Here is a 6,954-nt window from a genome sequence, read left to right as displayed (position 1 = left end):
GCTGAGCAGCCCGACGCTCGCGGCGACCGCGAGCGCCGCGGCCCAGCATCGCCGTGTCCGTGGGGACCGGGGCAGGCGCATGGGTTGGCCTCCTTGCGGGAGAGGTGAACGGCCGTGATGAGACAGGCCGTTCACGGGTGGCCGCCGGCCGGGGGCGGAGCGGAGGAGGGGAGCCGGCGGGGAGCGGTTTCGAGAATCGGGCCCCGCGTCCGGTCGTTCAAGGCGTCGGAATACCTGGTCGGCGCGCTGGTGAACGTGCTGTGAACGGGTGTGGACGGCGCGCGGGCAGGCATCGCGCCCCATCGGCCCAGCCCGCGGCCCCGCGGCCCCCGGCCCGGCCGCGGAATCGTCCTGCCCGACCCGGTGCCTTCGGCCGCGAGGTGTGTGAATATCCACTCCGGACGCGGTGGTCGAGGAAGCGGTGGAGGTGGTGCGTGATGCCTGCCGTGCGCCCGCGGGGCGCGGTGGACGGTGACTCACCGGACGAGGCCCTGGCCGAGGCGCTGCGCAGCGGCCCCTTCCACCTGGCGCTGCGGACGGCCGTCCGCCGCCGCGGGCTCGCCCTGCACCGCATCCAGCACCGCCTCGCCGAGCAGGGCCTCCGGGTCAGCGTCACCAGCCTCAGCTACTGGCAGCGCGGCGAGCGGGTGCCCGCGAGAAGCGAGTCGGTGCAGGTCGTCAGGGCCCTTGAGCACATCCTCGGCATCGTCCCCGGGGCCCTGGTCCGGCTGCTGGAGCCGGCGCACGGCGGAGCCGCCGGCGGCTCCCGCGGGGCCCGCCGGTACCAGGAGCTGATCGGCCCGGCCACCGCGGTGCTGCGCCTGCTCGAACAGCTCGACTGCCCCACCGAGGACCGGCTGCACACGGTCAGCCAGTACGAGCAGGTGCGCGTCGGCCGCCGGCGGGAGCTGTGGCAGCGCGAGATCCAGCAGTTCGTACGGGCGCACCGGGGCAACGTCGACCGGTACGTCTCCATCTACGAGGGCGACCTCGGCTGCGACGTCACCCGGGTGCGGATCGACCCGCTGGACAACTGCCGCCTCGGGCGGGTGCGCAGCGACCCGGCGGCGGCCCTGCTCGCGGCGGAACTCGTCTTCGACCGGCCGCTGGCCCTCGGGGAGACCCAGCCGTTCCGCTACCGCATCACCGACGGCACGGGCGGCGAGTGCACCGAGTACGTACGCGGCTTCCGCTACCCGGTGAGCCACTACCTGCTCCAGGTCTCCTTCGCCCCGCCGGCCCTCCCGGTCCGCTGCTACCGGTTCACCCGGCGCGCTTCCGACGCACCCCGCCGCCGGGTGGTGCAGCTCCCGCTCAACGGCTACCACAGCACCCACCTGGCGGAACAGGAACTCGGCCCGGGCATCGTGGGCCTCGGCTGGGAGTGGGACTGAGCGGCGGCGGCACAGCGCTTCCTTCCGCGGTACGCCAAAAGCCGGAGCGGCCGGGCGTAGGCATTCTCTGCAGTTCGCGGTCGAAGCTCCTAGCAACTGTCCGCGGGTCGGCTTCGCGCGTTCCGAGTACGCGTACGCAATGACGACGGACCGGCGTCGTCCGAAATTCGCCGCAACCGGCCGAGGGTTATTCGAGCCGCATAGCACGGGCACTGTCGCCGTGGAAAGGGCCGCCTGGCCACTGGCCGTCGTCCGGGGCGTGGAGCACGCTGAACCTGCTTGGCCGCGCCGACGGGTCCGTACCTTGAACCCGCCCGGCAGGACCGGCAGTTGGTGCCTTTGCGAGCGTGCTCGGGGTGGGGTGTGGGGTCCCGGGGCCGGACGTGGAGGAGATCGGTTCTCAGGCCCGGAAGGGGCTTTCGGTGCAGGGAGCACCGGAGGCTTCGACGGGTTCTCGCGGAACCCCGGGAGTCGGGCGGGACACGTGTTTCCGCCGCCCGGGCGAGTTGTTCAAGCAGCGCTGAAATACCGGGATGTCCTTCGTGGGGAGCGAAGGCTCCCGTGGGGAAACCATCGCGGGAGGCGAGAGCCTCCCCGGGGGGGTATCAGTGTTGAACGAACACGTGGAATCCGCCGGAGATCTGCGAGGATCCGGCCGGCGGGTGGGATTCGTGAGCCCGTTTCCCGCGGCGCGCGGTCGCCCGGGGGACGGGGCGGCCGGGCGGGCCGCGGCCGGCTGGGAGCAGCGGTACCGCCGTACCGTGATCATCGGCGATACCGTGGCGACCGCCCTCGTGGTGGCGGCGATCGGAGGTCTGTTCGGCGTCCGGGACGCGGCCGACTGGCACGAGAAGTGGGTGGTCCTGGCCTTCGGCACCGAGCTGCTGGTGCTCGGAGCACTCGCGGTGGGGCGGTCGTGGGCTCCGGGTGTGCTCGGGCAGGGCGCCGAGGAGTTCCGCCGGCTCGGGCGCTCGCTGTCCACGGCGGTGGTCGTGCTGGCGCTCGGGGGGATCGCGCTCACCTCGCGCAACATCAAGCTCTGGATCTTCGTGGCGATCCCGGCGATCGCCCTCACCACGCTGACCGAGCGCTATCTGCTGCGCCTGTGGCTGCACAGACGGCGCAAGGAAGGGCGCTGTCTGCGACCGGTGCTCGCCGCCGGCAGTCCGGAGACCGTGCGCGACCTGATCGCCCGGGTCCGCAGGTTCCCGCACCTCGGCTGGCGGGTGGACGCGGTGTGCACGGCGGACGGCCCCGGCGGCGACGGTGACCACCTGGACGGGGTGCCGGTCGTCGGCCGGCTGGACGACGTCGCCGAGCACGTACGCCGCGGCGGCTACCGCGTCGTCGCGGTCACCCCGGACCCGTACTGGTCGCCGGACCGGTTGCAGCGGCTGGCCTGGAACCTCGAAGGCAGCGACGCCGAGATGGTCGTGGCCCCGGTGCTGATGGAGGTGGCCGGCCCGCGGCTGCACGTCGACGCGGTGCTCGGCATCCCGCTGCTGCGCGTCAGCATGCCGGCCTTCACCGGCGGCCGCCGGGCGGTCAAGGAGGTCGGCGACCGGCTGGGCGCGGTGCTCCTGCTGATGCTGTTCGCGCCGCTCATGGTGCTCGTCGGGCTGCTCGTGCTGCTGGACAGCAGGGGCGGGGTGTTCTACCGCCAGCGCCGCGTCGGCAAGGACGGCCGCGAGTTCACCCTCGTCAAGTTCCGTTCCATGGTCGCCGGAGCCGACGGGGCACGTGCCGGGCTGGCCGGCCGCAACGAGGGCGCCGGACTGCTGTTCAAGCTCCGCCGGGATCCGCGCGTGACCCGGATGGGAGCGGTGCTGCGCCGGTACTCGATCGACGAACTCCCGCAGCTCTTCAACGTACTCACCGGCTCGATGTCGCTCGTCGGTCCGCGCCCCGGACTGCCGGAGGAGTCCGCCGCGTACGGCCCGGACATCCGGCGGCGGCTCCTGGTCAAGCCCGGGCTCACCGGCCTGTGGCAGATCAGCGGACGCAGCGACCTGCCCTGGGAGGAGGCGGTCCGGCTGGACCTGCGGTACGTGGAGGACTGGTCGCTCGCACTGGACACGGTGATCTTGTGGAAGACGCTGCGTGCGGTGCTCCAGGGGCAGGGGGCCTACTGATGCGCGGCGCGCACCGTCCGGCCGCTGCACGGACCGCAGGCCGGCAGGGCCTGCCCGGGGAGGGGAACGGGTCATGAGACTCAGCGTCTTGGGGCTCGGCTACGTGGGCTGCGTGTCGGCCGCGTGCCTGGCCGGCCGGGGCCACGAGGTCGTCGGGGTGGACGTCAACCAGGCGAAGGTCGACCTGGTCAACGACGGCAGGGCCCCCGTGGTCGAGGAGCGCATCGGCGACCTCACCGCCGAGGCCGTACGGACCGGAGCGCTGCGCGCCACCGGCGACGTACGCGAGGCGGTCATGGAGAGCGACGTGTCGCTGGTCTGCGTGGGCACGCCGTCGGAGCCCAACGGCAGCCTGTGCACCGACTACCTGGAGCGGGTCACCGAGCAGATCGGCGCCGCGCTCGCGGAGCGGGGCGGGCGGCGGCGGCACACCGTCGTCTTCCGCAGCACCATGCTCCCGGGCACCTGTCTGAACCTGCTGGTGCCGATCCTGGAGAAGTACGTCGGCGGCACGGCCGGGGTGGACTTCGGGGTCGCGGTCAACCCGGAGTTCCTGCGCGAGGGTTCGAGCGTGCGGGACTTCTACGACCCGCCCAAGACCGTCATCGGCGAACTCGACCCGGCGAGCGGCGACACCGTGGCGGCGCTGTACGACGGGCTGCCCGGCGAGGTGTTCCGGGTGCAGATCCCCACGGCCGAGGCGATCAAGTACGCGGACAACGCCTTCCACGGCCTGAAGATCGGTTTCGCGAACGAAATGGGCGCGGTGTGCCAGGCGCTCGGGGTGGACTCGCACCAGGTGATGGACGTGTTCCTCGCCGACCGCAAACTGAACATCAGCCCCGCCTACCTGCGGCCCGGCTTCGCCTTCGGCGGCTCCTGCCTGCCCAAGGACCTGCGCAGCCTCGTCCACGCCGCGCAGCGGGCCGATGTCTCGGTGCCCATCCTCGCCCATGTGCTGCCGTCCAACTCCGACCACCTGCAGCGCGCGGTGGAGCTGGTCGAGCGCACCGGCAAGCGCCGGGCGGGCCTGTTCGGGCTGTCCTTCAAACCCGGCACCGACGACCTCCGCGAGAGCCCGCTCGTCGAACTGGCGGAAAGGCTCTTCGGCAAGGGCTACGACCTGCGGATCTACGACGCCAACGTGAACCTCTCCCGGCTGCTCGGCGCCAACCGCGAGTACATCGAGACCCGGCTGCCGCACCTCGCGCAACTCCTCGCCGACTCCGTCGACGAGGTGCTGGACCACGCCGAGGTGTGCCTGGTCGGCACCCGGGACCCCGCCGTGCTGTCGGCGCTGCCCCGCGGTGCCGGGCCGGTGCTCATCGACCTCGTCCGCCTTCCCGACGCCGAAGAGCGCCGGGCCGAACCGGAGTACGTGGGCCTTGCCTGGTGACGCGACCGGCGGCGGCGGAACGGCCCGGCGCGCGCTGATCCTGGTGGAGAACCTCTCGGTGCCGTTCGACCGGCGGGTGTGGCAGGAGTGCGGGACGCTCCGCGAGGCGGGCTGGGCGGTGGACGTCATCTGCCCCCGCGGGGAGAAGCGGGACAGGGAGCCGGAGACCGAGATCGACGGGATACGGATCCACCGCTACCCGCTGCGCGCGGCCACCGGCGGTCCGGCCGGCTATCTGCGGGAGTACGGATCGGCGCTGTGGCACACGCTCCGGCTGGCCCGCAGGGTCGGCCCGGTCGACGTGGTGCACGCCTGCAACCCGCCCGACCTGCTGTTCCTGCCCGCGCTGTGGCTGAAGCGGCGCGGCGCGCGGTTCGTCTTCGACCAGCACGACCTCGTACCCGAGCTGTACCTCTCCCGGTTCGGCCGCGGCGAGGACCTGCTCTACCGCGCCGTGCGCGCGCTGGAGCGGCGCACCTACCGGGCCGCGGACGTGGTGCTCGCCACGAACGAGAGCTACCGCGACGTCGCACTGGGCCGCGGCGGGATGCGGCCGGAGGACGTCTTCGTGGTACGCAGCGCCCCCGACGTCCAGCGGTTCCGCCCCGTACCGCCCGAGCCCCGGCTGAAGCGCGGCAAGCCCCATCTGCTGTGCTACCTCGGCGTCATGGGCCCGCAGGACGGCGTCGACTACGCCCTGCGGTCCCTGGCGAAGCTGCGTGACCGGCTCGGACGGAGTGACTGGCACGCGGTGTTCGTCGGCGCGGGCGACACCTTCGACGCGATGGTGGAGCTGTCCCGGGCGCTCGGGCTGGCGGAGCAGGTGCAGTTCACCGGGCGCATCCCCGACGCCGAGCTGGTGCGCTACCTGTCCACCGCCGACGTGTGCCTCTCCCCCGATCCGCGCAACCCGCTCAACGACGTGTCGACCATGAACAAGGTCCTGGAATACATGGTGATGGGCCGCCCGATCGTCTCGTTCGACCTCCGGGAGGCGCGCGTCTCCGCCGGTGACGCCGCCGTCTACGCGCCCGCCAACGACGAGGCCGAGTTCGCCGCGCTCATCGCGCAGCTGCTGGACGACCCGGACAGGCGGGCCCGCATGGGCAGGACCGGCCAGGAGCGGATCGGCGGGCGGCTCTCCTGGCGCAACTCCCAGCAAGCGCTCCTCGCCGCCTACGAAGCCGCCTGCCGCGACCGCGCTGCGACACCCGCCGGCGGCCGCGTGCGGGAGCCGAGGAGGGGACGCCGTTGAGCGACGACACCATCCGCCTGTCCACGGTCGGACGGATCGTCCGCCGCCGCTGGCGACTCCTCGCGGTCGCCCTCGTGGCGGGCGCGCTCGCCGGCTACGGCGCCTCCGTGCTCTTCCCGCCCCGCTACACGACCTCGGCATCGGTCCTGCTGCCGGGGTCGTGGGAGGAGCGCGAACTGCTGACGCAGGCGGAGATCGCGACGAGTTCCGTGGTGGTCGACCGCGCCGCCGAGGCGCTGGGCTGGACCGGAGTCGGCGGCACCGAGCTGCGGGACCGGGTGAGTGCCGGGACCGCGGACGGCAGCATCATCAGGATCTCCGGTACGGACGGGACCCCGGAGCGCGCGCAGCGGCTCGCCGACCAGGTGGCCGAGCAGTACGTCTCGTTCGCCTCGCGGGTCGTCGGCGGCAGCACAGATCCCGAGGCGGCGGCGCAGACCGAGGCACTGCGGGACCTGGTGGAGCAGACCGGCCGCCGTATCACCGAGCTGGCGGACGCGGCCGATCCCGGGCGGACCGTGGAGAGCGTGCAGGCCCGCACCGAACTGGAGAAGCTGCGTACCTCGATGGAAGAGGCCATGGAGAAGCTGGACCGGACGGACCCGGACACCAGCAGGGCCGACATGGTCGTCATGGGCCCCGCGGCCCGGCCGGCCGGCGAGGCACCGCCGACCAGGAGTCAACTGGTCCTCGCCGGGGCGCTGCTGTCCTTCCTGCTCACGGTCGTCGGGCATCTCGCCGCCGCGCGGGCGGGCCGCCGGCCGCGTACCGGAGCGG

The 6,954-nt window shown here is 73.0% G+C and carries 5 protein-coding genes; all 5 read left to right on the top strand.

Going from position 1 to position 6,954, the window contains the following annotated elements; translation table 11 throughout:
* Window positions 1-437 precede the first annotated feature (437 nt).
* Window positions 438-1,394 carry a helix-turn-helix domain-containing protein gene (locus H5J30_RS36660; protein ID WP_258563289.1) on the top strand — a complete coding sequence of 319 codons (957 nt, stop codon included), beginning with the start codon at window positions 438-440 and terminating at the stop codon, window positions 1,392-1,394.
* A gap of 662 nt (window positions 1,395-2,056) precedes the next feature.
* Entirely contained in the window at window positions 2,057-3,526 is a 1,470-nt protein-coding gene (locus H5J30_RS12800; RefSeq protein ID WP_181787559.1) for a sugar transferase, read from the top strand.
* A gap of 73 nt (window positions 3,527-3,599) precedes the next feature.
* Complete coding sequence (locus H5J30_RS12795) at window positions 3,600-4,922, top strand: nucleotide sugar dehydrogenase (RefSeq protein WP_181787558.1); 1,323 nt, start codon at window positions 3,600-3,602, stop codon at window positions 4,920-4,922.
* Window positions 4,912-6,177, top strand: a complete 1,266-nt coding sequence (locus tag H5J30_RS12790) for a glycosyltransferase family 4 protein (protein WP_181787557.1) — start codon at window positions 4,912-4,914, stop codon at window positions 6,175-6,177. The genes H5J30_RS12795 and H5J30_RS12790 overlap by 11 nt, the downstream gene beginning before the upstream one ends.
* Window positions 6,174-6,954, top strand: a 781-nt coding sequence (locus H5J30_RS12785; RefSeq protein ID WP_508470438.1) for a YveK family protein, incomplete at its 3' end; no start/stop codon positions are given. The genes H5J30_RS12790 and H5J30_RS12785, both read left to right, overlap by 4 nt.

The sequence above is a fragment of the Streptomyces phytophilus genome (assembly GCF_013870535.1).
GTDB lineage: Bacteria > Actinomycetota > Actinomycetes > Streptomycetales > Streptomycetaceae > Streptomyces > Streptomyces phytophilus.
Note: the sequence above shows the minus strand (reverse complement) of the source record. Positions and strands in the feature narration are given on the sequence as shown.